The organism is Agrobacterium sp. CG674 (assembly GCF_053521645.1).
This window is the reverse complement of the sequence record NZ_JBNWDZ010000002.1, coordinates 1-26,029: the sequence shown is the minus strand read 5'-3', so window position 1 is coordinate 26,029 and position 26,029 is coordinate 1. Positions and strand designations below refer to the sequence as shown.

The window sequence follows — 26,029 nt, the reverse complement described above, 5'->3', positions numbered from 1 at the left end:
TGGAGATCAGGGCGACGGGCCGTTCGACATTGTCCGAATCACAATGCACGGCAAATGCCGATCTCCGCAATTTCGCTACGCCTGCCCTCCCCACAGCACAAGGTGCAAAACAGGCGAAACCGTCCTGTTGCTAATATAAGGCGCGCGCGTCGTCAGCTCATTTCCGGGTCGATGGTGAAAAGCTCGTGCGCGCGGGCAAAGCCCCGCAGAGCATAGCGCCCGATGGAGACCATAAGGTCGCGCATATCATCAGGACACATCAACATGAACTCGCGGGACATGACCGTGTCGCGACCCACCGAGCTGCACAAGCCACTGATACGGCTGACGACATTGACGGCAGGGCCGACGACGGTAAAATCCAACCGGTTCCGGCTGCCGATATTGCCGTAAAAGACTTCACCCACATGCAGGCCCAGATAGACATCCGTTATGGGCAGGCCCTCCTGTTTGCGCCGATGGTTCAGCACCGTCAGGTTGGTTCGCAGGGTGATCTCGGCAGCCAGCGCGGCGGCGCATCCCGAGCGTTGATCGGCATCGCGGAAAATGGCCAGAATGCCGTCCCCGATCAATTTCAGAACGCTGCCGCCATGGGCATGGATGGCATCGATGACCACGCCCGCATAGTCATTGAGAAACGGAATGATCTGGTCCGGTTCGGCACGATCGGAAATGCCAGTGAAATCCCGCAAATCAGAAAACCACAGGACTGCATCGATCTTTTCCACCTCGCCGCGCGTGATGGTTCCGCTGATGACCTTGCGGCCTGCATCCCGTCCCAGATAGACATCGCTGATGGTGCTGATGATCCGCATGCAGCATGCCGTCTTGAAGGCAAGGGCAAGCGTGGGCAACAGCATGCGCAAGGCCGCCAGCTCATCATCGTGAAAGCCTTCCGCATGGCGTGTCAGCCAGTGCGAATAAAAGGCATTCATCTCGCCCACGCTGCCACGACGGGTAAAGCGGTGAATGGTCGCCAGATAATCGGTGTGTCCGGCTTCCATCATGTCGTTCAGCTTGCGAAAGGTCGAGCGCCCGCCTTCGAAGAACCGATGCCGGGCTTCGTTCGAGTTTTCCTTGATGAGATGGAAGAAGACGGAGCTTTCCCAGTCCTCGCGGGCTTTGCCATCATCGGTAAAATCATAGACGCTGGATGACGCAGCCACATCGCCGCTATCCCAGCGAAAGGCATGCCCCTCGAAATCCGGGTGAAGCGTATCCATCAGCACCAGCGCAGACGAGATCGAAATGCCGACCTCATTGCAGCGGGTGCAAAAGCCCGACAGCAACTTTTCCTCTTCAATGCCCTCGTAGCCTTGCTGCGATAGCCACAATAAAATCTCTGAAAGACTGGACTGCTGGATCATGGAGGGCGATTGTCCCGATTGAGCACGCGTGAAAACATTTACCATGCATTGAACCAGCAGCGTGGCCTGCTTTGGTTCTGTTTACAACATTTTCACGAAATCATCTGACGAAAAGCGGCTGCACGCGTGGCCAGAAGGCCATTCGCAACATGCTGCCCATGCAGCAGGGCGATGTGCCACGCACCTTTGTCTCACCCGATCAAGCATTGAAAAACTAGCAGTTCAGCTATTGGCTTCTTCACCCTCGCTGGATTGGAGCAGCCGCGTCAACTCGGCGCAGTTCGGATCATCAGCATCCAGCAACTGCACGGGTGACGTCCAGCCAAAGCTGTAGCCCGCAATTGTGGCAATGGCCCATGATGGATCTTCGCCTGCGCGCTGAAGAAGCTTGGGCCCCTGCGCGGCCACGCATTGCTGCGACTGCTGAAGGGATTGGGCCGAGGCATTTGCGCCCTGAAGGCGGTCCTGCACCTCTGCCTGAATGGGGTTCAGGACAAAAAGCGTAATGAGCCATGCGGCAATATCGGAAATCATGCGTAACCTCTGCACACTCGGCGATGATGTCGGAAAAGGTCCGACATCGTGAAAGCGCCGAGACTTTCACCAGAGGGGCCCGGACCAGCGGGTTGGTTGAGATGTGGGAGACCGTCGGTGCAATTCAAGAGGCGCGGCAGCGGGAATTGGACGAGAAAGGCAACAGGCCTTTTCGAAGATGCCGCGCCACCCTTACTTTGGAGCCCGATAGCGAATGTGGCACATGTCGCCATCACCCGCTTCCACATCGACTTCGACACCAAACACATCCGCGATCAGGCTAGCCGTGAAGACCGTCGATGGCTTGCCAAGCGCCACAAGCTCACCCGCCTTCATCACCGCCACCCGGTCACAAAACATGGCCGCGTGGTTGAGATCATGCAGCGCTGCGGCGACCGTCAGCCGCTGCTGGCGCACAAGGTGCAGCAGCGCAATCTGATGACCGATATCGAGATGGTTGGTCGGCTCATCCAGAAGCAGAATATCCGGCTTTTGCGCCAAGGCGCGGGCGATGTGCAGCCGCTGCCGCTCGCCCCCGGACAGTGTATGCCACATGCGCTTTGAAAGATGCTTTGCATCGACATCCTGCAATGCCTGATCCACAATCGCATCATCCTGCGCCGACCATGGCGACAGGGCACCCTTATGCGGCGTGCGGCCAAGTTCCACGGCCTGACGGGCGTTGATCCGCTCCTGCGTTTCGGCTTGCTGTTCAACAAGCGCAATAGAGCGTGCGATCGTTTGCCGGTTCAGGCTCTCCATGGGCTTGCCGTCCAGCGTGACGTCGCCGTATCTAGCCTTTCGAAGGCCGCAGAGAAGCGACATGAGGCTTGTCTTGCCGGAACCATTGGGCCCGACAATGCCCAGAAATTCGCCCGGCCGGATTTCGAGACTGACATTTCTGACGATATCGACGCCACCGGCAGACCAGCATAGATCGTGCGCGCAAAGGGTCATACCGATCTCCGTCGCTGGCTGAGAATGAGCGCGAAGGCAGGGGCTCCGAAGAGCGCCGTGATGACGCCAATCGGCAGGACCTGCCCGGCGATGATGGTGCGCGAAACGATGTCTGCCGCAATCATGAACACGGCACCGGTCAAGGCCGCAGCGGGCAACAGTCGTCCATGGCGGACGCCGACGATCATGCGGGCGGCATGGGGAATGACAAGACCGATAAAGCCGATGGAGCCGACAATGCTGACCATGATGGCCGTCATCAGCGCGCAGATGCCGGTGAGCACGATGTAGACGCGCCGAACCGGTATGCCGAGCGAGGCAGCGGAGCCGGAGCCGAAGGTAAAGGCATCCAGCGCGCGCGCATGCCACAGGCAGACCAGAAGGCCGATAAGCGTGACCGGCAAGGCCAGCCACACATCTGGCCAGCGCACACCAGAGAGATTGCCGAGCAGCCAGAACATGATGCCCCGCGCCTGTTCGGCATTGGCTGCCTTTGTCACGATAAAAGAAGTGATGGCATTGAAAAGCTGCGAACCCGCCACACCCGCCAGAATGATGGCGCTGTTTCCGCTGCCAGCCCTCAACGCCAGCAGGCTGACGAGGGCAAAGGCTGTGAGCGCACCGAGGAACGCGCCGAGCGGCATGGTGAGCATGCCAGCGCCGAAGCCTAGAATGGCAACGCCCACCGCGCCCGTCGATGCACCGGCTGAAATGCCGAGAATGTAAGGGTCGGCCAGCGGATTCCGCAACAGCGCCTGAAGCACGACGCCCGACAACGCAAGGGCTGCTCCGCAGCAGGCCGCAACCACCGCCCGACTGAGGCGGTAGTTCCAGATGATGCCTTCATCGATCGCATCCAGCGGATAGCCGGCATCGAACACGCGGTTTGCCACCGTCTTGGCAACGACATCCATCGAAATGGATGTTTCGCCAATGGCCGCGCCGAGCCAGAGCGCCAAGCCCAGGAGCCCGGCCGCCAGCAAGACGGCACGGGTTATGGTGAAACAGGCACCCATGGCCTAGTTGGAAAGCCCAAGCTGGACGATAGCATCGGCCAGAACTTCGATACCATCGATGGTGCGGATCGTCGGGTTCATGGCCTGTGCATCCATGGTTACGATATGGCCCTCTTTGACAGCTGGCATGAGGCTGGTAACCGGATCTTCCTTCAAGAACTTCTGCTTGAGTACAACATCATCTGCCGGAAAGCGCCTACGATCCATCTTGCCCGCGACGACGATTGTGGGGTTGGCCTTGGCGATGGTTTCCCAACCAACCGTCGGCCACTCTTCATTGCTTTCGATAACATTTTTGATGCCGAGTGCCGACATGATATAGCCGGGTGCACCGTTCTCGCCTGCAACGTAAGGGTCGATTGCAAGCTCTGCGCTGGAGAACCAGAAGACTGCGGAAAGCTCGCCCTTGGCGGAAACGATCTTCTTGCGTGCAGCCTCTTCGCGGGCCTTCAGTTCGGCCACCAGCTTTTCGCCCTTGTCCTGAACATTGAAGATTTGCGCAAGATCAGTCACCTCCTGATAGATCAGGTCCATGGTGAACACGGAATGGCGCACGCCATCCCCACCGCCGGAATTGTCCTTGCCGGTGCAATCGGCGGGCGATGTGTAGACGGGGATTTTCAGCTCTTCAAACTGCTCCGGCTTGGCAACCACACCTTCCGGGCCGACATGCCATTGATACTGCACCGTGACCAGATCCGGCTTCTTGGCCAGAACGCTCTCGAAACTCGGGTCATTATCCGCAAGCCGGTCGATCTTGGCATTGGCTTCTTCATACCCCTTGATCACAGGGCCAATCCACACGGCGGTGCCGACAACCTTATCTGAAAGGCCCAGCAGATAGAGAATTTCCGTGGTGCTCTGTCCAACTGAGACGGTGCGCTCAGGTGCATGCGTGAAGGTGACATCCCGACCGCAATTCTTGAGTGTCAAAGGATAGGACGTCTGGGCCGCATGGGCAGAAGGCAGCGATGCAAACGAGCCTGCAACCGCGAAAATGGCAGCGCCGATGGCGTGCCTGAAGTGTAATGTCATTTCGATAGTCCCCGATCGTCATGAGTTGCGCGAGGCGCAACTGGGTATGAACATGTTTAGACAGTCAGCCCGCAAAGACGGGACGTCGGGACGATCTGAAACCGGGACATGGCAGATGAATAAGGCGCAGGCTAGCGCTCGATGCAATCACGACGTCTCCTGTTCCGGGCATCCCCGCCCGCGAATTGGATTGAACATATGACGGCAGGTCTCCTGGCTCACGGATTTGCGCCTTCGCCCAACCTTCCCGCAAATCGCTTTGCAGTGGCATGACGCCTTTAAAAGCGTCATAGGGCTCGACAATCCGCTCACAGTTGCGGGGGCAGCCACGGCATCGGATGTAAGTCCTCACCGTATTCCCTATTATTCCTTACGATTGCTCGCTTGGAACCGTCGCAACCAGTTAGACGCAATCGCGACATACCGTCAAGTCGAATAATTGTTATGTTATTACATATCGACTTGCAAGCGTTGATTTGCGATGTTTCACGGCTCATCCTATCGCACGAAAAAGCCGGGAATCTCTTCCCGGCTTCAATCTCGAACTATCGATAATATGGCTGTTTATGGCAGCGTGTAGGCGATGACATAGTCACCGGGCTTTGTGCCGACAGAGCCATGGCCGCCTGCAACCATCACCACATACTGCTTTCCATCATCCATGGCATAGGTCATCGGCGTAGCCTGTCCACCGGCTGGAAGACGACCTTCCCAAAGCTGCTTGCCCGTGGTGAGATCATAGGCGCGCAGATAATTGTCCACCGCCGCACCGAGGAAGGCAACGCCGCCCTTGGTAATCATGGGGCCGCCGATGCCGGGAACGCCGACCTTGAAAGGCAGGGGAAGCGGCGTCATGTCATAAACCGTGCCGTTCTTGTGCTTGTAAGCCACGTCACCCGTGCGCAGATCAGCACCTGCAACATATCCCCATGGTGGAGCCTGGCATGGAATGCCGAGCGGTCCGAGGAAGGGTCCCATCAACACCCCATAGGGCGCGCCATCATTTCTGTTCAGACCCTGTTCGCTGCCTTTTTCGTCCTGACCCTTTGGCGGGATCTGGTCGCGTGGCACGAGCTGCGATGTAAAGGCAAGGTATGTCGGCATGCCGAACATCACCTGCCGCTCCGGATCGACAGCAACAGAACCCCAATTGAACGTACCAAAATTGCCGGGATAAATAAGTGAGCCATTGAGCGATGGCGGCGTATAACGGCCCTCATAGTTCAGCTGATGAAACTTGATCCGGCAAGCCAGCTGGTCGAACATGGAAACACCCCACATGTTCGATTCAACCAGTGGCTCCGGCTTGAACGACAAGGCGGATGTTGGTTGCGTAGGCGAAGTGAAATCCTCGGGGATAGCGCCGCCCGGTGCCTTTTCTTCCGTAATGCCCAGCAGTGGCTCGCCATTGCGTCGATCCAGCACATAGATATCGCCCTGTTTTGTGGGTCCGACCAGAGCCGGAACGGCCTGGCCGTCCTGTCTGGTAATGTCGAGCAACACGGGCTGCGCGGGAACATCCATGTCCCAGAGGTCATGGTGCACAGTCTGGCGCACCCAGCGATCCTGTCCCGTGTTGATATCGAGCGCGACAATGGAAGACGAGTATTTCTCGACGCTTTCGCTGCGGCCCATGCCAAGCTGGTCCGGAACCTGATTGCCAAGCGGAATGTAGACGAGACCCAGCGCTTCATCGACGCTGAAAATAGACCAGCTGTTCGGCGAGTTCGTTGTGTAAGTCTGGCCGGGCTGGAGAGGTTCTGTCTGTGTCGGGTTGCCCGAATCCCAGTTCCAGAGCAAAGCGCCGGAGTTGACATCGAACGCCCTGATGACGCCGGATTGCGACTGCGTTGAATAATTGTCGTTGACCGCACCGCCGATGATGATCTTGTTGCCGACGACGACAGGCGGGGATGTTGAGTAATAGTAACCCGCCGGATTGTACTTCATGCCGTTGGCGAGCTGCAACGTGCCCTTGTCAGCAAATCCCTCACAGACCAGCCCAGTCAAAGTATCGAGCGCAATCAGGCGGGCATCTGATGTCGGCAGATAGACGCGCTGTGCGCAAGCAGTGCCGGCCTGTGCAGCCGGATCCGCGTAATATGTCACACCACGGCATGTCTGGTGCTGGCGATCCGGGTTCAGGCCAGCATTCGGATCGTACTTCCACTTTTCCTTGCCGGTGGCCGCATCAATGGCGATAGCCCAATTATGCGGCGTGCAGAGGTACAGCGAGTTGCCGACTTTTAAGGGAGTCACCTGATAGGTTGTCTCACCCACATCATCAGGCAATTTGACGTCGCCCGTCTGGTAGCGCCAGGCTTCCTTCAGATCGCCGACATTCTGCGTGTTGATCTGCGCCAGCGGCGAATAGCGTTGGCCATACGAGGTTCGGCCGTATTGATGCCATTCATTATCGGGAACCGGATTTCCGAACTCAGGCGATGCGGTCACCACGTCGGTGGGCAGCGCGCCTTCCATATCGTGCGGGTCCTGCGTCATGGCAAATGCCGCTGCACCCACGGAAACCAGAACCGCAGTTAAAAGTGGAACCGCGTTTGCGCCGTAGGAGATGCCCGTGGGGCTGGTAAAGCCCAGAGGCTTTCTGATCCATGGCATGAGAAGCCACATGCCCACCACGATGATGAAGCCGCCGCGCGGGCCCAGTTGCCACCAGTCAAAGCCGACTTCCCACAACGCCCATAAGAGCGTGGCAATGACGAAGACCGCGTAGAAGTGAAGCGCAAGCTTGTTTCTTTTGAACAGCAGAGCGCCGGTCACAATGAATGCGATGCCAGCCAATGCGTAATAGAGACTGCCGCCCAGCATAGCGAGCTGCGAGCCAAAGCCAAAAATTGCTAAACCAATCAGAGTCAGGATGACTGCAGTTGATGTAATTGCCATAAAATGCCCCCGGCGTGGTCTCCCGCGCCGAAAACACAATCCACTACCGAAAGGTTCCCAAAAAAATCACGATTTGGCCACTTTTCCGAAATCGCTGAATGCATTGAGCATTTCGGCAGCCTTCTTTTCCGAGGCAATCATCGCTGCCAGCAGTATCCTTGACTGACCGGCTCTCAATGTCTGCGAATGGATGGCGCCTGCCGCTCCCAGATCGTGACCGCCGCCGCCGCCACCATAACCGGCAACGAGAATGCCCGTCGGCACCCGGCTGGAAACGATGACGGGAACCTTAGTCTCCCGGCACCGGCCAACGGCTTCAACAATACGCACATTGGCATTGCCGGAGCCCAGCGCAGCCAGAACGATACCGTCAGCGCCTGCATTCAGGCTGGCATCGATATGGGTTGCATCACAGCCCGGATAGATGGCGACGATATCCACTCTGACATCTTTGACGCTTGCGGACAGGCCGGGGCTTTGCGGACAGAGAACATGGCCCGCCAGATCAAAGGCATTGCTCTCATCCGATGAGCGCTTGTAGAGGCCCCATGCCGGAAACAGCGGTCCGCCGAAGCAGACAAGGACGCCCCTCTCAATATTGGATGGATCGACGCTCGCTTCGATGGCGGCCGAAAGATTGCCCGGCCCATCTGAGCGCGGATGATCTGCGGTGAACTGGGCACCGGTAAAGATGACGGGTTTGGTCAGATAGTGTTGGAGATGGACGAGAAGAGCGCTCTCCTCCATGGAATCGGTGCCATGCAGAATGACGATCCCATCCACGGAGGGATCGGCAAGCTCCTTGCCGACCGCCTCGCTGATATCCTGCATATCGGACAGCGTCAGGCTGGAGGAATCCTTCGCCATCAACTCCACGGGCTTGACCAGCACATCGGCAGACGACAGGCCAGACACAAGCGCCTCACCCGACAGCGCGGGCCTTGCCGCGCCGTCATCACCGCGTTTGCTGGCAATGGTGCCGCCGGTGGCGATGACGGCCACCCGCATTTTCGACAGATCAGTGCCCACGATCTGCCCCGGAGCCAGAGCGTCTGTCTGCATCGGCTTTCGCCAGTTCATGGATGCGATTTCGCAACATATACCAACCCGCAACAAGAGCTGGCGCAATGATGACGAGCGAACCGACCGTCAATGTGCCAGCAGGATAATCCAGCGCCATCAGCACCAGCACGCTGAAAAGAAAGACAAGCGTCATTATGCCGGTATAGGGCGCGCCGAACATTCTGAAATCAGGACGATTCATTTTCCCCAGCCGCGACAGATGCCACAGCTTGAGTTGGCATAACACGATGACTCCCCACGCGCAAATAATGCCCAGCGCAGAAAGATTGAGGGCAATTTCAAAGGCTTCAGCGGGCACGAAGGCATTCATGATGACACCGATGACGGTGACGACTGCCGTCACTGCAATGCCGCCATAGGGCACGCCAGCCTTGTTCATTTTAGCCAGTGCCGCCGGCGCTGAACCGGAAACCGCCATGGAATGAAGGATGCGGCCTGTGGAATAAAGCCCTGCATTCAGCGACGAAAGAACCGCCGTGAGCACCACAAGGTTCATAATGATATCTGCACCTTCGATGCCGATGGAGCCGAAGAAGGTCACGAACGGGCTCTCACCTGCCTTGTAGGCGGTGTAGGGCAAAAGAAGCGACAAAAGCAGAACCGAGCCGACATAAAACACCAGCAACCGGAACACCACCGTGCGGATTGCGCCGGGAATAACCTTGCGCGGGTCTTCGGTTTCGCCCGCCGTAGTGCCGATCAGCTCAATGGACGCATAGGCAAACAGGACCCCCTGGATAATGATGAAGGCTGGCAAAATGCCATTGGGGAAGAAACCGCCATTATCACTGATGAGGCTGAACCCCGTCACATGGCCTTCAATGGGCGTGCCAAAAATGACGAAATACACACCAACAACCAGAAAGGTAGCAAGAGCGATGACCTTGATCAGGCTGAACCAGAACTCAAGCTCACCGAAAACCTTCACCGACAGCATGTTCATGCCCAGCACGATAACCAGCGCGCCAAGCGCAAAGACCCATTGGTCGATGCCCTGCATCCACGGCACATATTGCTTGAAGAAATTCATGTAGATCGCCACCGCCGTGACATCGGCAACTGACGTCATGGCCCAGTTCATCCAGTACATCCAGCCAACGGCAAAGGCCATTTTCTCGCCGTAGAACTCACGGGCATAGGACACGAAGGAGCCGGATGAGGGGCGGTGCATGATCAGCTCTCCCAGTGCCCGCAGCACCAGAAAAGCGAAGAAGCCGCAGATGGCGTAGACGAACACCAATGCGGGACCGGCTGCGGCAAGACGGCCGCCTGCCCCGAGGAAGAGCCCCGTTCCGATGGCGCCACCAATGGCAATCATCTGGATCTGGCGCGGCTTGAGAGCCTTGTGAAATCCAACGTCCTCTTTGAGTTGGATGTCCCGTTCGTGATATTGCTGATTTGACTTTACTGACAATCGCCCCTCCCTCAGAGCTTAAGTCATCCGCAAATCCGTCTCATGACGGTCTGGCATCTTGGGCCAGACGCAACGGCTTGGCGGCTTGGCGTTAAAAATTTCAAAGCGAAATATAAGTCTGCTATGCTGCAAGACAGATTTTGCAATCTCAAATACGTGCCAAATTTTCTGACGTCAAGCATCATTCCAGACGGCCTGACACGCGTGAACGACCAGAAAGCCCCGGAGTGAGGCCGCAAACTGGATGAAAACAACTGAAGATATGAGGTTGGCGTAAAAACGTTCTGGCGCGGGTGAGCGCCATTCGAGTTGCACGCTGGCGGGCTGTCAATCGTCGGGAACCATGCGTCGCTAAAGGTTGCGACGCCGACAAGGCCACCTTATCCGAGCGGCCTGCGATCGGTCATGATGGACGTAATGATCTGCTTGACGCGACCGAGATGGGCTTCCATGGCGCTTCTGGCCGCTTCATCCGATCCCGCCGCGATGGCTTCCGCAATCAGACGATGCTCGATATTCGAGGCAGCGCGCCGGTCAGCCATGACGTTCAGCAGTCCCGATTGCTGGCTTAGCGAATCGCGCGCATCAGAAAGGACCTTGGCGAAAACCGAATTGCCGGACGCTTCGGCAATGGCGCCGTGAAACTCAGAGTCCAGCTTGACCCATTTGAGCGGGTCTTCCTGCGCATCCATCGCATCACACAGCTTCAGAATACCGGTGAGTTGCTCGCCCGTGCGCCGAACGGCGGCCCATCCGGCAGCGGGAACTTCGATATAGGGCCGGGCCTCGATGAGATCGCGCGCCGAATAACCACCATAGCTCAGCTCAGGGCTTGGCCTGTCGGTCAGAACAAATGTGCCGCTGCCTGTCCGGGTCTGGGTCATGCCAAGCGTCTGCAAGGAGCGCAGCGCCTCACGCACAATGGGTCGACTGACGCCGTATTTGCCAGCCAGATGCGTCTCGGCAGGCAAGCGCGTGCCAATGCTCAACCGCCCCGAGACGATTGCCAGACGCAAATCCTCAAAGACCGATTCCGCCGCGCTTTTACGGCTGATCGGACTTGTTTCTGATAAAAATTCCACCCCTGCACTCATGCCGCTAACCTTTTATAAACAGGCGATCATTGTCAAGGCATCCGAAGTAGACCTCAGCCGGTTTTGACGAAACAATAAAAGCGAATACGCCTAATTTTTAAGCGCGCCGAAAAAGATTGCAAATCAATAGGCGCTGCGTCATCTATGCCCCATGACGCTGCGCGACCTGACCATATTGGTGATCGACGAAAACGCCATCCGCGCCTCCATTATCGAGGAGGGATTGCGGGAAGCGGGGCATGACCGTGTGACGGTCATTCATGAAGTGCACGGCGTTGCGCGCATCATCGAAACACTGTGTCCAGACGTGATCGTCATCGATATCGAAAATCCCAATCGCGACATGATGGAGCATCTGTTCCAACTGACACGCACTGTCGGGCGGCCCATCGCCATGTTTGTGGATCGATCGGACACCGCATCCATCGAGGCAGCCGTGGAGGCGGGCGTTTCGGCCTACATTGTGGACGGCCTGAAGAAAGAGCGCGTCAAACCCATTCTCGATATGGCCGTCAGCCGCTTCAATGCCTTCAGCCGCCTGAAACGGGAGCTAGCCGATGCCAAATCCGCACTTGAGGACCGCAAGATCGTTGAGCGCGCGAAGGGCATTCTCATGAAGATGCGCGGGCTTTCAGAGGAGGAAGCCTTCGCGCTTTTGCGCCAGACGGCCATGAACGAAAAGAAAAAACTCTCCGATATCGCGCAGAGCGTGGTGACGGCAGCCGGTCTGTTGATGTGAACGGCTGACGGAGCGAAAGGAAGCAGACCATGACCAGCAACGGTCGCGTAGACAAAGCCCCGGCCCTGATCGGCAATGACAGCCAGCGCACCCTGCGCGCAGGCTTCATTCCGCTTGTCGATGCCTCGGTGCTGATCGCGGCTGCCGAATTCGGCTTTGCGGAGCGTGAAGGCCTGACGCTGGATCTGGTGAAGGACGTTTCCTGGGCCAATGTGCGTGACCGGCTGGCGTTCCGGCAGTTTGATATCGCACATATGCTGTCGCCCATGCCCGTCGCGTCCATGCTGGATCTCGGCTCCAACCCCTCCCCCACCATTACGCCCTTCTCGCTCGGGCGGGGTGGCAATGCGATTACCCTGTCGACACGGCTGTTTTCACGCATGCGCGAGCTTACCGGGCTTTCCGAGACAGCAAGCGCACTGGAAAACGCAAATGCGCTGAGAGCCCTTTTGCAAGACATGCGCTTGCGCGGCGAAACCGTGCCCACCTTTGGCGTGACCTACCCCTTCTCATCCCACAATTACGAATTCCGCTATTGGCTGGCCGCTGGCGGCATTGACCCTGATCGCGATGTCAAACTCGTGGTCGTCCCGCCGCCGCTCACATCGGATGCGCTGGCCGCAGGCGCCATCGAAGGCTTCTGCGTCGGCGCGCCATGGAACATGATTGCCAGCGCGCGCGGCATCGGCCGCATTGTTGCTGCGAAACAAGATATCTGGCCATCCGCCCCGGAAAAGGTGGTGGGTATGCGACCCGATTGGGCCGAGACACAGCCGGAGGCGGTTTCACGCCTGCTGGTGGCGCTGGATGCGGCGGCACGCTGGTGTGACGACATCGACAATCACGCCACCCTTTCAGAAACGCTTAGCTCTGCGAAATACATCGGAGCACCCATGGAGATCCTGCGGCAGGTGCTGGCCGGGCGCTTCAGCGTGGATGCGCTGGGGAACCAGCGGGTTATTGAACGCTACTTTACCTTCCACGACACATTCGCCAATTACCCCCGCAAAAGTCAGGCGCTGTGGATCTACAGCCAGATGATCCGCTGGGGGCAGACGCGCTTTTCAAGGCAAGCCGCTGAAGCAGCCGCATCAGCCTACCGGACCGATCTTTATCGCCATGCGCTGGGATCTAGCAACGCCCCCGTCGAGCCGGATATCCGCGTTGAAGGCGATGTGGATGGCGACCGCTTCATGGACGGCCATGTGTTCGATCCTTCGGACATAGAGGCCTATGTCCGGGTCTTTCCAGTGCGCGCAGGAGACGGCAATACGTCTGGAAATGAGGAGGCCTGAATTCGGCCTCCTGCACAAATGCTGCGCAAAAATGGATCACGTGCACTCAGCTGCGCAATTTCTAGGCCGTCACTTTTCCTCATAAAACACCCATCCACGCCTCTTCCTTCCCAGATTTAGCCTTTCCTAACAATTGCATAGCCTGACGCCACCAAAACTGGCACGGCGTTTGCTTTGTATAAAACATCCGGTCAACGGCGATCGGAGATAAAAGCGCGTAACCGCTGCTTACCAACGACACAGACGTCGCAAGGTTTTTGCTGCCAGGGGTATCCCCCGGCAAATGCAATCTCCGAGCGGCGTTTTTTTGTTTTTGCACTTTCGCTTTTGCACTTGGGAAACAGGCGCCCTGACGGCGGCTTAAAAATGGGGAACATGAATGAAACCGACATTCACAGGCAATATAAGCCGCCGCGGCATGCTGAAGACGACGGCAACCGCCGCCCTGATCACCGCAATCCGCTCAGCCTTCCCATCCGGCGCATTCGCCGCAGCGGCAGCGCCTGAGGTAACCGGCGCAAAGCTCGGCTATATCGCGCTGACGGATGCAGCGCCTCTCGTCGTTGCCGCCGAAAAAGGCCTCTTCGCCAAATATGGCATGCCCGATGTCGAGGTGGCCAAGCAGGCGTCGTGGGGTGCCACGCGCGATAATCTGGTGCTGGGCGGCGCATCGAACGGCATTGATGGCGCGCATATTCTAACACCCATGCCCTACCTCATGCACACCGGCAAGGTCACGCAAAACAACGTGCCCGTGCCGATGGCCATTCTCGCCCGCCTCAATCTCGACAGCCAGGGCATCTCGGTCGCCAAGGAATATGCCGATACCGGTGTAGAACTCGATGCTTCCAAACTAAAGGCTGCTTTCGAGAAGAAGAAGGCAGAGGGCAAGGAAATCAAGGCCGCCATGACCTTCCCCGGCGGCACGCATGATCTGTGGATCCGCTATTGGCTGGCCGCAGGCGGCATCGATCCTGACAAGGATGTCTCCACCATCGTCGTTCCGCCACCGCAGATGGTTGCGAATATGAAGGTCGGCAACATGGATGTGTTCTGTGTGGGCGAACCCTGGAACGAGCAGCTCGTCAATCAGGGCATCGGCTTTACCGCCTGCACGACAGGCGAGCTCTGGAAAGGCCATCCGGAAAAGGCGCTCGGCATGCGCGCCGACTGGGTGGAGAAGAACCCAAACGCCGCAAAGGCCATCTTGATGGCCATGATGGAAGCCCAACAATGGTGCGACAGCATGGACAATAAGGAAGAGATGTCGGCCATTCTGGGCAAGCGCCAATGGTTCAACGTACCGCCAAAGGACGTTCTGGGCCGCCTGAAGGGTGACATCAACTACGGCAACGGCCGCGTGGTGGAGGGAACCGATCTCCAGATGAAGTTCTGGAAAGATGGCGCATCCTACCCCTTCCAAAGCCACGACAGCTGGTTCCTGGCTGAAAACATTCGCTGGGGCAAGTTCGCACCCGACACCGACATCAAGGCGCTGGTCTCTGCTGTTAACCGCGAAGACCTCTGGCGCGAAGCCGCCAAGGATCTGGGTGTGGCAGCAAGCGATATCCCGGCATCCAAGTCTCGCGGCAAGGAAACCTTCTTCGACGGCAAGGTCTTCGATCCGGAAAACCCATCCGCCTATCTCGACAGCCTTTCGATCAAGGCCGCCTCGTAATCACGACAGGATAAAACCATGACCGCAACTGCCCGCAAGACAGACAGCATGGCAACGGCCACCCCAATCCCGAAAAGCGGCACCGTGATTGCTATTGCCCGCCGCCCCGCGAGGGGTTTCAACCCGCGAAAGATTGCCGTGGCCATCGCCCGCAACGTACTTCCTCCGCTCGTCGTGCTGGTTCTGCTCCTCGGCATCTGGCAGGCGCTCTGTTCCGCTCCCGGCGCAACCTTGCCGCCGCCAAGCCAGGTGTTTCAGGAAAGCTACGACCTGATAGCCTATCCCTTCTTCGTCTATGGCTCGCAGGATATCGGCCTTGGCTGGCGGGTGCTGATTTCGCTGGAGCGGGTCGCTTATGGCTTCGGTCTTGCCGCCATTGCCGGAGTCATCCTCGGTGCCGTCGTCGGGCAATCCATCTGGGCCATGCGCGGCCTCGACCCCATCTTTCAGGTGCTGCGCACCGTGCCGCCGCTGGCATGGCTACCACTGTCATTGGCTGCCTTTCAGGACAGCAATCCATCGGCCATCTTCGTGATCTTCATCACTTCCATCTGGCCCGTCATCATCAACACCGCCGTTGGCGTGCGCAACATTCCGCAGGATTACCGCAACGTGGCGCAGGTGCTGCGGCTGAACCAGCTGGAATTTTTCTACAAGATCATGCTGCCATCCGCCGCTCCCTACATCTTCACGGGCTTACGCATCGGTGTTGGCCTCTCGTGGCTTGCCATCGTTGCCGCTGAAATGCTGACGGGTGGGGTCGGCATCGGCTTCTTCATCTGGGATGCGTGGAATTCCTCCCGCCTGCCCGACATCATCGTTGCACTCGCTTACATCGGCGTCGTCGGCTTTGTCCTCGATAAGCTGGTGGCGGCACTTGGCAACGTCGTCACCCGTGGCGCGGCCAACTGAGAAGGAAAACACAATGAACGCCTATCTCAAGCTTGATCACATCGACAAATATTTCGACAAGGGCGGTGTCCGCGCCGAGGTACTGAAGGGCATCAACCTCACCATCGACAAGGGAGAGTTCGTTTCCGTCATCGGCCATTCCGGCTGCGGCAAGTCCACCATGCTCAATCTCATTGCGGGCCTGACCAAGGTCTCCTCCGGCGTCGTGCTTCTGGAAAATCGAGAGGTGAACGAACCCGGCCCGGAACGCGCCGTGGTGTTTCAAAACCACAGCCTGCTGCCGTGGCTGACGGTCTATGAAAACGTCAATCTCGGCGTCGAAAAGGTCTTTCGCGACTCGAAGACCAAGGCCGAGCGCCACGACTGGGTCATGCGCAATCTCGACCTCGTGCAGATGGCCCATGCGAAAGACAAGAAACCATCGGAGATTTCCGGCGGCATGAAACAGCGCGTCGGCATCGCCCGGGCGCTGGCCATGGAGCCGAAAATCCTGCTGCTGGATGAGCCCTTCGGCGCGCTCGATGCCCTGACCCGCGCCCATTTGCAGGATGCGGTGATGGAGATCCATTCCCGTCTTGGCAACACCATGGTCATGATCACCCATGATGTCGACGAGGCCGTTCTTCTGTCCGACCGCATCGTGATGATGACCAACGGACCTGCCGCCCATATCGGTGAAATTCTCGATGTGCCGCTGCCAAGGCCGCGCCATCGCATCGAGCTTGCCTCTGACCGAACCTACCTCAAATGCCGCGAAGCCGTGCTGAAGTTCCTCTACGAACGTCATCGCTTCGTTGAAGCTGCGGAGTAAACACCCATGACAGAAAGACTTGTCATCATCGGAAACGGCATGGCCCCCGGGCGCATGCTGGAAGAACTGTTCGAGAAAGCCCCGGGTCACTATCAGGTCACGATTTTCAACGCGGAACCCCGCGTCAACTATGACCGCATCATGCTCTCGCCGGTGCTTTCGGGCGAGAAGACCTATGAGGACATCATCATCCATGGCGATGGATGGTACATCCAGCACGGCATTACGCTCTATAAGGGCCACCGCATCGTCAATATTGACCGTGCCGCCAAGACAGTGACTTCGGATCAGGGCGTGACCGAACCCTACGACAGACTGGTCATCGCCACCGGCTCGGTTCCCTTCATCATTCCGGTTCCGGGCAAGGATTTGCCCGGCGTCATCACCTATCGTGATCTTGACGATGTCGATGCCATGCTGCTGGCGGCCCAATCCCGCGCAAAAGCTGTTGTCATCGGCGGCGGTTTGCTGGGGCTGGAAGCGGCAGCCGGTCTTTCCATGCGCGGAATGGACGTGACCGTGCTGCATGTGATGCCGACGCTGATGGAGCGCCAGCTTGACCCGGCGGCGGGCTATCTCCTGCAAAAGGCCATGGAAGACCGTGGCATCAAGGTTATCACCAAGGCCAACACCAAGCAGATTACCGGGACCGATAAGGTCGAAGGCATCGAACTCGACAATGGCACCATCATTCCAGCCACGCTTGTGGTGATGGCAGTCGGCATTCGTCCCAATATTGGCCTTGCGAAGGATGCGGGCCTTGCCGTCAATCGCGGTATTGTCGTGGATGCGGGCATGCGCACATCGGATGGAGATATTCTCTCCGTTGGAGAATGCGCCGAAGTGGACGGCATGGTCTATGGCCTCGTCGCCCCACTTTACGAAATGGCGCGGGTGGCGGCGGCCCATCTGGCGGGCGATACGATGCCAGCCTTCGTCCATGCGGATACGCCGACCAAACTGAAGGTCACGGGCATCAACCTGTTTTCCATCGGTGATTTCGCCGATGGTGATGACCGTGAGGAAATCGTGCTGCGCGATGCCACCGCCGGTGTCTACAAGCGCGTCATTTTGAAAGACAACCGTATTATCGGAACCGTTCTTTACGGTGAAACCTCCGATGGAGCGTGGTTCAACGACCTGAAGAAAAAGGGCGTCGATATCTCCGCCATGCGCGATACTCTCATTTTCGGCCAGTCCTATCAGGGAGGGTCCCCACTGGACCCTATGGCGGCCGTTGCAGCCTTGCCGGATGATGCGGAAATCTGTGGTTGTAACGGCGTTTGCAAGAGCAAGATCACCTCGACCATCACCTCAAAAGGCCTGACATCGCTGGATGATGTGCGCGCTCACACCAAGGCATCGGCCTCCTGCGGGTCCTGCACCGGCCTTGTCGAGCAATTGATGACGCTGACGCTGGGCGACAGCTACAATCCCGCCGCCGTTCAGCCGATGTGCACTTGCACCGAGCTTGGCCATGACGATGTGCGCCGCCTGATCAAGGCCAAGACCTTAAAAACCATTCCTGCCGTGATGCAGGAACTGGAATGGAAGACCTCCTGCGGCTGCGCAAAATGTCGGCCCGCGCTCAACTATTACCTCGTATCCGACTGGCCGGATGAATATGCCGACGACTATCAGTCGCGCTACATCAACGAGCGTGTTCACGCCAATATCCAGAAGGACGGCACCTATTCCGTCGTGCCGCGCATGTGGGGCGGGGTGACCAATGCCAATGAATTGCGCGCCATTGCCGATGTAGTCGACAAATTCGAGATACCCATGGTGAAAGTGACAGGCGGCCAGCGCATCGATCTCTTAGGGATCGAAAAGGAAGACCTGCCCGCCGTCTGGGCCGATCTCGGCAAGGCCGGATTCATCTCAGGCCAGGCCTATGCCAAGGGCTTGCGCACCGTCAAAACCTGCGTCGGTTCGGACTGGTGCCGCTTCGGCACGCAGGATTCGACCGGCTTTGGCATTCGCGTGGAGAAATTCATGTGGGGCTCATGGACGCCCGCCAAGCTGAAGCTCGCCGTTTCCGGCTGCCCGCGCAACTGCGCGGAAGCCACCTGCAAGGATATCGGCGTCATCTGTGTCGATAGTGGTTATGAAATCCACTTCGCCGGTGCAGCAGGCCTCGACATCAAGGGCACGGAAATCCTCGGCCTTGTCAAAACCGAGGATGAGGCGCTGGAGCACATTGTGGCGCTGACGCAGATGTACCGCGAACAAGGCCGTTACCTCGAGCGCATCTACAAATGGGCCAAGCGCATCGGCTACGACGAAGTTCGCCGCCAGATCATGGGCGATGCCGAAAAGCGCAAGGCCTATTTCGAGCGCTTCGTCTTCAGCCAGAAGTTCGCGCAGGTGGACCCATGGTCTGAGCGGGTGTCGGGCGAACACAAGCACGAGTTCAAACCCATGGCGACCATCGGCTTTAATCAAGCCGCAGAGTAGCCGCCTGCCCATGAAGAAGACCGGACATATGGGCAATCGGGTGGGGCGAAAGAGGAGTTTCGCCCCACCTGAAATTCTCACGGCAAACACGGGACGAAAATGATGAACTGGGTCGATATTGGCGATATCTCGGACATTCCCTTGCGCGGCGCGCGCTGCGTCAAGACACCATCGGGCAAAATCGCTGTTTTCCGCACGGCGGAAAACGACGTTTACGCCATCGAGGACCATTGCCCCCATAAGGGTGGGCCGCTCAGCCAGGGCATCGTGCATGGCGCATCGGTCACCTGCCCGCTGCACAATTGGGTGATTTCGCTGGAAACCGGCAAGGCGCTGGGCGCGGATGAGGGTACGGTGCGCACCATTCCCGTTCGCAATGTGGATGGAAGGCTATCGATTGCGCTTGAAAGCCTCATGATTGCAGCGGAGTGACCATGGCTAACGAGGTCAAGACCACCTGCCCCTATTGCGGCGTCGGCTGCGGCGTCATCGCGAAAGTCGCCGATGATGGCGCTGTGACCGTCAAAGGTGATCCCGACCATCCGGCCAATCTCGGGCGGCTCTGTTCCAAGGGCTCGGCATTGGCCGAAACCATCGATCTCGACGGACGTCTTCTGCATCCGCAGGTCAGTGGCGAGCGGGTGACCTGGGACAGCGCGCTTGATCTCGTTGCCTCGAAATTTTCTGAAGCCATTGCCGAACACGGGCCTGATGCCGTCGCCTTCTATGTATCGGGCCAATTGCTGACGGAAGATTATTACGTTGCCAACAAGCTGATGAAAGGCTTCATCGGCTCAGCCAATATCGACACGAACTCCCGGCTCTGCATGTCGTCTTCAGTCGCAGGCCACCGCCGTGCTTTCGGTTCGGACACTGTGCCCGGCATTTACGAAGACATATTCGAGGCTGATCTGGTCATCCTCACCGGCTCCAATCTGGCCTGGTGCCACCCCGTTATTTACCAGCGTCTGGCTGCGGCCAAAGATGAGCGACCACAGATGCGGATCGTCGTCATCGATCCACGCCGCACCATGACCTGCGATATAGCCGACATGCATCTCGCCATTCGCCCGGATGGCGATGTGGCATTGTTTACCGGTCTTCTCGCCCATCTGGCCAAGTGCCGCGCCATCGATCAGACCTATGTGGAAAGCTTCACCAGCGGTTTCGACGCCGCCGTCCTGTCCGCGGGGGAATACAGCCTCCCCGAGATCGCAGAGGCCACGGGGCTGACCATTGCCGAACTCACCGAGTTCTATGATCTGTTCGAGCGCACGGAAAAGACCGTCACCTGCTACAGCCAGGGCGTCAACCAATCGGCGAGCGGTACGGACAAGGTCAATGCCATCATCAATTGCCATCTGGCGACCGGCCGCATTGGCAGGCCGGGAATGGGGCCATTTTCACTCACCGGCCAGCCAAACGCCATGGGCGGGCGCGAAGTCGGCGGCCTTGCCAATATGCTGGCAGCCCATATGCATATCGAAAGTGCCGACGATCGCAGCCGCGTCCAGCGCTTCTGGAATTCACCCGTCATTGCCGACAAGCCGGGCTTGAAAGCCGTGGACATGTTCAAAGCCGTGGCCGATGGCCGCATCAAGGCTTTGTGGATCATGGCAACCAACCCTGTGGTTTCCATGCCGGATGCGAGCGCGATGGAAGCTGCCTTGCAAACATGTCCCTTCGTCGTTGTGTCCGATATCATGCGGACCACCGATACGACACGCTATGCAGACGTGCTTCTTCCATCCTTAGGCTGGGGAGAAAAGGATGGCACAGTGACCAACTCGGAGCGTTGTATATCGCGCCAGCGCAGCTTTCTGCCCTCGCCCGATGAGGCCTTGCCAGACTGGCGACAGTTGACCGAGGTTGCCAGACGCATGGGTTTCGGCGAGGCTTTTGACTACGAGACGCCAGCCGACATCTTTGCCGAACACGCAGGCCTATCGGCCTTTGAAAATCATGGTGCCCGTGATTTCGATATTGGCGCATGCAGCGATATCGCCGCCGAGGAGTATGAAAGAATGCTGCCTTTCACCTGGCCAAGAAGCGCCGGGCAAGAGCCACAGATCAGACGCTTTTTTGCCGACGGAAGTTTCTTCCATCCAGATCGCAAAGCCCGCTTCATAACCACCGTCCTGCCGCAGACATCGCGCGTCAATGCAGAGTTTCCGCTCACGCTGAATACTGGCCGCATTCGCGACCAGTGGCACACCATGACGCGGACCGGAAAAAGCGCCCGCCTTTCCGCACATATGGCCGAGCCCTTTGTGGAAATTCATCCCCGTGACGCGATGGAAGCGGGCATAGAGACAGCCGACCTTGTGAAAGTCGAAAGCCCGCTCGGCGAAATCATCTTGCGTGCCCTCGTCACGGAACGACAAAGAGTGGGCAACATCTTCGTGCCCATGCACTGGAACGACCAGTTTGCGGCAAATGCGAGAGTGGACAAACTAGTGCCGCCGCTGACCGATGCTTTCTCTGGGCAGCCGGCATCGAAAAACATTGCCGTAAAAATGCAGCGCTTTGACGTGAAATCCTATGGCTTTGCTGTATCAAGCCAAATGCCGGACAAACTCGATTGCGCCTATTGGGCTGTGGCCAAGGCGCAAGGCGGCTACCGCCTCGAACTGGGCTTTGATGAGACACCTGGTGACTGGGCAGAATGGGTACGCAAGGTGTTCGGTATCGCGCCCCATATCGAACCGGTGGGATATGCCGACAGAAAGGGCGCGCAGGTCCGCCTTGCCTTTTTTGACGGAGACAAGCTGCTAGCGGCAATCTTCATTGCTGATACGCCCGTTTCCGTCGCCCGAAGCTGGGCCGTCTCTCAACTTTCAGCAAGCCATGATGATATCCGCGCCCGCTTTGGGCTTGTTGCCGGCAGGCCGGGCGCACACAGCGCAGATCCGGGGGCAACCGTCTGCTCCTGTTTCGGTGTCGGCATCAACCAGATCACGGCTGCCATCCGTGATGGCTGCCGATCCGTTGAAAGTGTGGGCGCATGCACGAGTGCCGGAACGAATTGCGGCTCGTGTCGCGCTGAAATCCTTGGATTGATCGATGTTTGTCTGAAAACCGCCGCGCAGTGACTGGAAAGGGTTGCGATTGGCGGCGATATGGACTGTGGTGCCGCAGAACCGAATCTCAAAGAAGACATGCGTGCACACTGATCCCTTCCATATTCTGAAAACTGTCTATGGTTACGACACGTTCCGTGGCCAGCAGGCCGACATCGTCCAACACGTGATTGCCGGTAACAATGCTTTCGTGCTGATGCCAACGGGTGGCGGCAAATCCCTGTGCTACCAGATCCCGGCACTGTGCCGCCCCGGAATGGGGCTTGTGGTTTCTCCGTTGATTGCGCTGATGGTCGATCAGGTTGCAGCTCTGCGCCAGGCAGGTGTCAGAGCCGAAGCGCTGAACTCCAATCTTTTGCCAGATGAGCGCCGCGCGCTCTGGGCCGATATCCGCGCCGGCAAGGTCAGCATTCTGTACGCCGCGCCCGAAACATTGCTGAAAGCGGACGTTCTCGATGCGCTTGAGAGCGTATCCCTGTCGCTCATCGCCATCGACGAAGCCCACTGCCTATCTCAATGGGGTCATGATTTTCGCCCGCCATACCGGCAACTGGATTTGCTGACAGAGCGGTTCCCGAACACGCCACGTATGGCGCTGACAGCCACGGCAGACGAGCCGACCCGCGCCGAAATTCTCGAACATATGCGGATCGACGCCAAGGATGCGTTTATTGCCGGGTTTGACCGGCCGAATATCCGCTATGCCATTATGGAAAAGGACAATCCAAGGGCGCAGGTCAAACGCTTCCTGAGAGATCATCAGGATCAAAGCGGCATCATCTATTGCCTGTCGAAACGCAAGACGGAAGAGACAGCCGAGTGGTTGCGCAGCGAAGGCTATGACGCCCTCTCCTATCACGCTGGCATGTCCCGCGAAGATCGTGAGGCAAACCAGACCCGCTTTCAGCACGGCGAGGCTATCATCATGGTGGCAACAATCGCTTTCGGAATGGGCATTGATAAGCCGGATGTCCGCTTTGTCGTCCACATCGATTTGCCAAGCAGCATCGAGGCCTATTATCAGGAAACAGGACGCGCCGGTCGCGATGGTTTAGCGTCCGATGTACTCATGCTGTACGGGTCAGACGACATCGCGCTGCGCAATCGCTTTATCGAAGAGTCTGATGCGCCCGACCAGCGCAAACATATGGAACGACAAAAGCTGGATGCCCTGCTGGGCCTGGCCGAAACGGCGGGATGCCGAAGACAGGCACTGCTTTCCTATTTCGGTGACAGCTGCGAACCCTGCGGCAATTGTGATACCTGCGCCGAACCACCAGAACTGTTCGATGGCGCCATTGCGGCTCAGAAAATCCTGTCCTGTGTCTACAGAACCGGAGAACGCTTTGGACAGGCCTACATCATCAGCGTCCTGCTCGGTGCTGAAGATGAGCGCATAACACGCTTCGGCCACGACCAAATTTCCACCTATGGCATCGGCAAAGAGCACGATAACCGCACATGGCGCGCAATCCTGCGCCAACTCATCGCGGCGCGCCTGATCGAGGTCGATCTTGCCGGGCATGGTGGGCTATCGATATCCGACACGGGACGGGATTTTTTGCGCGAAAAACCGACCTTGATGCTGCGCAAACCGCAAGCCCCCCGCAAAACCAGCCGTGACCGGCAATCAAGCGGTGCTAAAACTATCGATCTGCCAGCTGAAGATGCCGCTCTTTTTCAAGCGCTGCGGGAGCGGCGGATGGAAATCGCACGCACGCAGAACCTGCCGCCCTATGTCATTTTTCACGATAAGACCCTCATCGAGCTCGCGGGCGCCAGACCCACATCCCGCAGTGAAATGGCAGAAGTGCCAGGCGTCGGTGAGGCAAAACTGGTCCGATACGGCCCCGCTTTTCTGGAGGTCATCGCGGAGTTCCAGTCCCGATGATCAATCATGAGACGGTGGAGGTCACCGCCTCATGAGGAATTTCAGACAGGCTCGAAACGAGTGATACCTTGCGGATCAGAGAGATCCCTCTCTTAGGCAGCAACAGGCTCACTGACATCATCGAGCAAGAAGTGCACGATCACGTAAGGTATCTGGAACGGCTTGCCGCTGTCCGACATCTCTTCCTCAGAACCACCATCGACGGGATGCCATTTCTGATAGTGAGGATTGTTGGCTATCAGCGTGATAGCCTTACCGGACATTGGTCCTTCGAGACGGTAACGCGCCTCCGCAAGCGGCCAGATACGCTCATAATCGCTCTGCGTCATACGCACTTTCAATGCCTGCCGCCGGGTCGCTTGCCCATTGGGTTGCCCAGCTGGCGCCGACGCAGGCACATCCAGCGTCACCTCCTGCGCATCTTTCAAAATAGAATTGAATTCGTCCGGCCAAGTCCGTCTCATGAAATGCTCCTCCCAGGCTTTTCTTCGTCAGCACAGGAAATATAGCGCGTCTATGACAGCAAGCAATCCTGTTTCGTCTGGCGACCGGTTGGAAACGAAAATGTGCATCTGCCTGAAATCAGATTGGCCCTTAACAACCCGAAGCGCTAGCTCATCAGAATCGATTCTCGAACCAATACCGCGAGGCTGTCGATGCCGAGGGAAGTCGATAGACTCCCGTTCCATTCTCATGGTCGCACTCAACGCTCAGGACGCGGGGTGATATCGACCGCGGCCATCACGGCAAGCAAGCCACACCTGCAGTGCAGGAGTATCATCTATCATTTTTTTGCATCAGAGCAGTGCGCCCGGAAGCAAATTTCGCACTCACAGTGCATCACTCAAGTCGAGTTAGCCTTTACTTATGCGCTTACGCTAATGGCTGACGTTCAAGCGAGTTCCAGATGGACACCACTGCTGCGTAAGTTCGCTAGTGGGTGAGAAGCTGGTGAGCGAACTCTCTGCGGCAGATGAGCAATTTGATAGCCCAGTTCCGTCTAGTCAATTCAGCACAGGCAAGGAATGTCATGCCCCAGTATCTCTCTTGGGTAGTTGAACGACGCGGAGCCAACTAGCCATGAGCACCGCGGGATCGGCTGGCTCAGCCGTGGATCTCTGGCGTGTTGACAGCTTTTGAGCGGCGGATGAAGTACACCATGGTCGCCGCTGCGAGGGTGCCGAGTATCACGACCGGCCATAGAATGGCGAACTTGATTTCGCCGCCGCTATATTCATAGGGCACACCCTCGATGACCTGACAGGCGCTCAATTTATGAGCAAGAACTGCAAATGAGAGTTCCACTGCGAACCAAGCTTGCCAGAGCATCAGGGGCAACGCAGGCAAGCAAACAATCATCGTACCCTTTGGGTGGTTGGTACGCGACAAACAAAGCAATGCGAGGACAAAGAAGGGTACGGAAACCACGATTCAATGCAGACGATCAGCGTCACCCTGGGTACATGTCCCCGCAAAGCGGGCGAGGAAACTGTTCAGAACCCCGAGATAGAGCGCGAGAACTGATATTATAGCTGAAATCATATTGCTTACCTTGCAAATGATCAGAAAACATTACGGCACGCCTTTGTGGTAAATGCCGATCGAGCAATATGGTGACGAGCTTAAAAGCAAATATTCTGATTGGAAGTTGTTACAATTTTGATTGGTTGCGGGGGCAGGATTTGAACCTGCGGCCTTCAGGTTATGAGCCTGACGAGCTACCGGGCTGCTCCACCCCGCGTTACCAGGTTTTTGCGTTTGC

At 57.7% G+C, this 26,029-nt stretch carries 19 protein-coding genes, 1 tRNA gene, 1 pseudogene and 1 riboswitch; of the genes and pseudogenes, 9 read left to right on the top strand and 12 right to left on the bottom strand.

Annotation, left to right across the window (positions count from 1 at the left end; genetic code table 11):
- Nucleotides 1-152: 152 nt before the first annotated feature.
- The 9 genes and pseudogenes from ACQZ51_RS05390 to ACQZ51_RS05350 all read right to left on the bottom strand — a co-directional run bounded on the left by ACQZ51_RS05390 (nt 153) and on the right by ACQZ51_RS05350 (nt 11,404).
- On the bottom strand, nt 153-1,367 hold the full coding sequence (locus tag ACQZ51_RS05390; protein ID WP_448775820.1) for an adenylate/guanylate cyclase domain-containing protein: 1,215 nt from the start codon (nt 1,365-1,367) through the stop codon (nt 153-155).
- Between the two features lie 222 nt (nt 1,368-1,589).
- Complete coding sequence (locus ACQZ51_RS05385; protein WP_448775819.1) at nt 1,590-1,901, bottom strand: hypothetical protein; 312 nt, start codon at nt 1,899-1,901, stop codon at nt 1,590-1,592.
- A 192-nt stretch (nt 1,902-2,093) separates the two neighbouring features.
- Nucleotides 2,094-2,858: an ABC transporter ATP-binding protein gene (locus ACQZ51_RS05380; protein ID WP_448775818.1), complete on the bottom strand. Its 765-nt coding sequence runs from the start codon at nt 2,856-2,858 to the stop codon at nt 2,094-2,096.
- Complete coding sequence (locus tag ACQZ51_RS05375; RefSeq protein WP_192068035.1) at nt 2,855-3,874, bottom strand: FecCD family ABC transporter permease; 1,020 nt, start codon at nt 3,872-3,874, stop codon at nt 2,855-2,857. Before ACQZ51_RS05375 ends, ACQZ51_RS05380 begins: the two co-directional genes overlap by 4 nt.
- A 3-nt stretch (nt 3,875-3,877) precedes the next feature.
- Nucleotides 3,878-4,822, bottom strand: a pseudogene (locus tag ACQZ51_RS05370) (ABC transporter substrate-binding protein); the annotation flags it as partial.
- Between the two features lie 273 nt (nt 4,823-5,095).
- A riboswitch (cobalamin riboswitch) is annotated at nt 5,096-5,319 on the bottom strand.
- A gap of 154 nt (nt 5,320-5,473) precedes the next feature.
- Complete coding sequence (locus ACQZ51_RS05365) at nt 5,474-7,813, bottom strand: glucose/quinate/shikimate family membrane-bound PQQ-dependent dehydrogenase (protein ID WP_448775815.1); 2,340 nt, start codon at nt 7,811-7,813, stop codon at nt 5,474-5,476.
- Between the two features lie 66 nt (nt 7,814-7,879).
- Entirely contained in the window at nt 7,880-8,821 is a 942-nt protein-coding gene (locus ACQZ51_RS05360; RefSeq protein WP_448776582.1) for an asparaginase, read from the bottom strand.
- Nucleotides 8,822-8,831: 10 nt separating this feature from the next.
- Complete coding sequence (locus ACQZ51_RS05355) at nt 8,832-10,310, bottom strand: amino acid permease (protein ID WP_448775813.1); 1,479 nt, start codon at nt 10,308-10,310, stop codon at nt 8,832-8,834.
- A gap of 380 nt (nt 10,311-10,690) precedes the next feature.
- Nucleotides 10,691-11,404: a FadR/GntR family transcriptional regulator gene (locus ACQZ51_RS05350; protein WP_448775811.1), complete on the bottom strand. Its 714-nt coding sequence runs from the start codon at nt 11,402-11,404 to the stop codon at nt 10,691-10,693.
- A 151-nt stretch (nt 11,405-11,555) separates the two neighbouring features.
- On the opposite strand from ACQZ51_RS05350, the gene ACQZ51_RS05345 reads away from it, so the two are divergent.
- From ACQZ51_RS05345 to recQ, 9 genes are all read left to right on the top strand, one after another.
- On the top strand, nt 11,556-12,143 hold the full coding sequence (locus ACQZ51_RS05345) for an ANTAR domain-containing response regulator (RefSeq protein ID WP_042617732.1): 588 nt from the start codon (nt 11,556-11,558) through the stop codon (nt 12,141-12,143).
- Nucleotides 12,144-12,172: 29 nt separating this feature from the next.
- Complete coding sequence (locus ACQZ51_RS05340; protein ID WP_448775809.1) at nt 12,173-13,438, top strand: CmpA/NrtA family ABC transporter substrate-binding protein; 1,266 nt, start codon at nt 12,173-12,175, stop codon at nt 13,436-13,438.
- A 379-nt stretch (nt 13,439-13,817) separates the two neighbouring features.
- On the top strand, nt 13,818-15,116 hold the full coding sequence (locus ACQZ51_RS05335; RefSeq protein ID WP_448775807.1) for a CmpA/NrtA family ABC transporter substrate-binding protein: 1,299 nt from the start codon (nt 13,818-13,820) through the stop codon (nt 15,114-15,116).
- 48 nt (nt 15,117-15,164) lie between these two features.
- The gene (gene ntrB, locus ACQZ51_RS05330) at nt 15,165-16,028 is read left to right on the top strand and encodes a nitrate ABC transporter permease (RefSeq protein WP_448776581.1); all 864 of its coding nucleotides are present in this window, start codon (nt 15,165-15,167) and stop codon (nt 16,026-16,028) included.
- A gap of 13 nt (nt 16,029-16,041) precedes the next feature.
- On the top strand, nt 16,042-16,839 hold the full coding sequence (locus ACQZ51_RS05325; RefSeq protein WP_448775805.1) for an ABC transporter ATP-binding protein: 798 nt from the start codon (nt 16,042-16,044) through the stop codon (nt 16,837-16,839).
- A 6-nt stretch (nt 16,840-16,845) separates the two neighbouring features.
- Nucleotides 16,846-19,296 (top strand): nitrite reductase large subunit NirB, encoded by a 2,451-nt coding sequence (gene nirB / locus ACQZ51_RS05320; protein ID WP_448775803.1) that lies wholly within the window; start codon nt 16,846-16,848, stop codon nt 19,294-19,296.
- Nucleotides 19,297-19,398: 102 nt separating this feature from the next.
- The gene (nirD, locus tag ACQZ51_RS05315) at nt 19,399-19,728 is read left to right on the top strand and encodes a nitrite reductase small subunit NirD (RefSeq protein ID WP_448776579.1); all 330 of its coding nucleotides are present in this window, start codon (nt 19,399-19,401) and stop codon (nt 19,726-19,728) included.
- Nucleotides 19,729-19,730: 2 nt separating this feature from the next.
- Complete coding sequence (locus ACQZ51_RS05310; RefSeq protein ID WP_448775801.1) at nt 19,731-22,388, top strand: nitrate reductase; 2,658 nt, start codon at nt 19,731-19,733, stop codon at nt 22,386-22,388.
- Nucleotides 22,389-22,458: 70 nt separating this feature from the next.
- Nucleotides 22,459-24,267 carry a DNA helicase RecQ gene (gene recQ, locus ACQZ51_RS05305; protein WP_448775799.1) on the top strand — a complete coding sequence of 603 codons (1,809 nt, stop codon included), beginning with the start codon at nt 22,459-22,461 and terminating at the stop codon, nt 24,265-24,267.
- A 92-nt stretch (nt 24,268-24,359) separates the two neighbouring features.
- Here recQ and ACQZ51_RS05300 read toward each other — a convergent pair whose 3' ends face one another.
- From ACQZ51_RS05300 to ACQZ51_RS05290, 3 genes are all read right to left on the bottom strand, one after another.
- The gene (locus tag ACQZ51_RS05300; protein ID WP_042617739.1) at nt 24,360-24,731 is read right to left on the bottom strand and encodes a hypothetical protein; all 372 of its coding nucleotides are present in this window, start codon (nt 24,729-24,731) and stop codon (nt 24,360-24,362) included.
- A gap of 640 nt (nt 24,732-25,371) precedes the next feature.
- A complete protein-coding gene (locus tag ACQZ51_RS05295) occupies nt 25,372-25,695 on the bottom strand; it encodes a hypothetical protein (protein ID WP_448775796.1) in 324 nt (107 codons plus the stop codon).
- A gap of 236 nt (nt 25,696-25,931) precedes the next feature.
- Nucleotides 25,932-26,008: transfer RNA gene (locus ACQZ51_RS05290), tRNA-Met, on the bottom strand.
- Nucleotides 26,009-26,029 lie beyond the last annotated feature (21 nt).